The organism is Bacillus sp. L_1B0_5, from assembly GCF_000836715.1.
GTDB lineage: Bacteria > Bacillota > Bacilli > Bacillales > Bacillaceae_G > Bacillus_A > Bacillus_A thuringiensis_S.
In genome coordinates this window covers 1-2,183 of the sequence record NZ_JXIS01000221.1, presented here as the reverse complement: position 1 = coordinate 2,183, position 2,183 = coordinate 1, and the positions used below count along the sequence as shown (strand labels likewise).

Genomic DNA, 2,183 nt, shown 5'->3' with positions numbered 1-2,183 from the left:
TTGTAAATGTCAACATAAACATGTACATTTTCGCTTGTTTAAACATGTACAAATTTAATCATTTTCTTTACTGAAATGATCTTTAATTCGATATGATTGCCCCACAATACTCACAACTGTGGCATGATGTAAGACACGATCTAGTATGGCATTCGCAATTTTAGGATCTTGGAAAATCTCATCCCATGATTTAAAATTAACATTCGTAGTTAAGATTGTACTTCGTTTTTCATAACGCATATCAATGAGTTGGAAGAATAGTTTTGCATCCTCCGGATCAATTGGCAAATATCCAATTTCATCAATTATAAGTAATTTATACTTTGTATAGTGTTTTAATCGAGATTCTAAGCGGTTCTCAATTTTTGCACGTTTTAAATTTTGAAGTAGATCATGACATTTAATAAAATAAGTACTTGTTCGTTTTTTAGCTGCTGCTATACCAATTGATGTTGCTAAATGTGTCTTCCCAACACCACTTGGGCCTAAAAATACTATGTTTTCTTGTTGTTCTAAGAAACGTAGAGAAATAAAATCTAAAATTTGTTGTTTATTAATACTTGGTTGGAAGTCAAAATCAAATACATCAACCTCCTTTCGATGAGGAAATGCCCCCATTTTTACCATAGAATGAATCATATTTTGTTCTCTTACGTCAATTTCATAATTTGTAAGCTTAACAAGCGCTTCCACGAATGACAATTGGTTATTAATACTAAAATCAACGACTTCTCCTAAATGTTGAGCCATTTGTTTTAATTTTAAATATTCTAGGTTTGTTGTTAATTGTTGATAGCTATTGTTCATTTTTATATACCTCACCAATTACGGATAAATTTTGTTTCGCTAAATTGTCAATATTCGGATATTTAGGCAATGACTTCGCCAATGCTTTTTTATAGTGTTCTTCTTTATAATTAAGCTTAGATTGGCTGACTTTATGTTGTACGATTAACTTCATGTTATGATAAACATATATTTGATTATCATAAACTTGTAGACCGACGGTCTTACCTTGATACTCAGGTGGCACTGAGTATTGATTTGATTTGTAAGATATCATTCCTGATGTATTCACTTTTACAAGCTTATGTTTAATCTTATAGGAATCTCTTATTGTACTCTGGGGGAGTGGCTGTAAGAGATTCTTTTCTTGTTTTAAAGCGAACATAGGAATCTTTCCAGTTCCTTGATGAAACGTTTGATTAATTCTTGTACATAGCTTTTGTACGAAATCATGTAATTCTTCAAAACTGAATTTGCCTTGATAGGCATGAATTTCATCTAAAAGCTTCATTGGTGCTTCTATTTTTCCCTTTGTATTTGGACGTCCTGCAATACAAGGTTGTACCTTAAAATCAAAATCTTGGGCAAATTGTGCAAACTTATTATTAATTGTCCCTGAAAAGTGTTCTGTTCGTGCTTCATCCATGACAGTTTTCATATTATCTGTAACGATTACCTTCGGTACACCACCAAACGTTTCAAATGCCTCTGTCATAAATGATAGTAATACACTTTGAGACTTTGAAATGTTTAAATGAAAAACTCTAAACCGTGAATAAGACAATAAAAGTACAGCCACATTTACATAGACGATTTCACCATCTTTTGTTTCAAATTTGATGCTTTCTTTCCAATCTAATTGTGCTTGTTCACCAGGAGAAGTTTCATATCGAACTTTTCCCGAATTGCTTGAAACAGTTCGTTTCCCTTCCTCGAAATACTTTTTAAATTCTGGTTTTCTATTAATGTAAGCACGAAAAGTAGACTGTGAACATTGTAAGCCATGATTATCTGTTAGATACTGCCATAGTACCCGCATATAATAAAAGGTTTGTTTAGAATTATCCGATAAAAGATCTACAATTACTTCATAATGTACATCAATTTTTGATGTTTTCTTTTTTGTACCCTTTGGTGTAAAACCATTCATATATTTATCAATGGTACGTCGATCAACATTTAATTCTCTTGCCAACTGACTTTTATTTACTTTCATCTTTAAGTTCTCCATTAAATTTTTAAAATTCGGCAAGTCTGTAAGACTTTTAACCTCAAATTCTGTTGGAATATCTAGTTTGATATACACACTAACCACCTCAGAGTTAGTATGTATAATCCTGTTGAAAATGTACATGTTTATTCAAGCGTTACTGTACATATTTAAACTAGCATTTATA

Annotated in this window: 2 protein-coding genes; both read right to left on the bottom strand. The window is 31.5% G+C overall.

Features of this window, described 5'->3' with window-relative positions; translation table 11 throughout:
- Positions 1-54: 54 nt before the first annotated feature.
- The gene (gene istB / locus RT27_RS31995; RefSeq protein WP_043939433.1) at positions 55-807 is read right to left on the bottom strand and encodes an IS21-like element IS232 family helper ATPase IstB; all 753 of its coding nucleotides are present in this window, start codon (positions 805-807) and stop codon (positions 55-57) included.
- Positions 797-2,092, bottom strand: a complete 1,296-nt coding sequence (istA, locus tag RT27_RS31990) for an IS21 family transposase (RefSeq protein WP_043939431.1) — start codon at positions 2,090-2,092, stop codon at positions 797-799. Before istA ends, istB begins: the two co-directional genes overlap by 11 nt.
- Positions 2,093-2,183 lie beyond the last annotated feature (91 nt).

What these genes read in the sequence shown, in the direction of transcription:
- istB (WP_043939433.1), bottom strand. Translation starts at nt 807, where the DNA reads ATGAACAATAGCTATCAACAATTAACAACAAACCTAGAATATTTAAAA.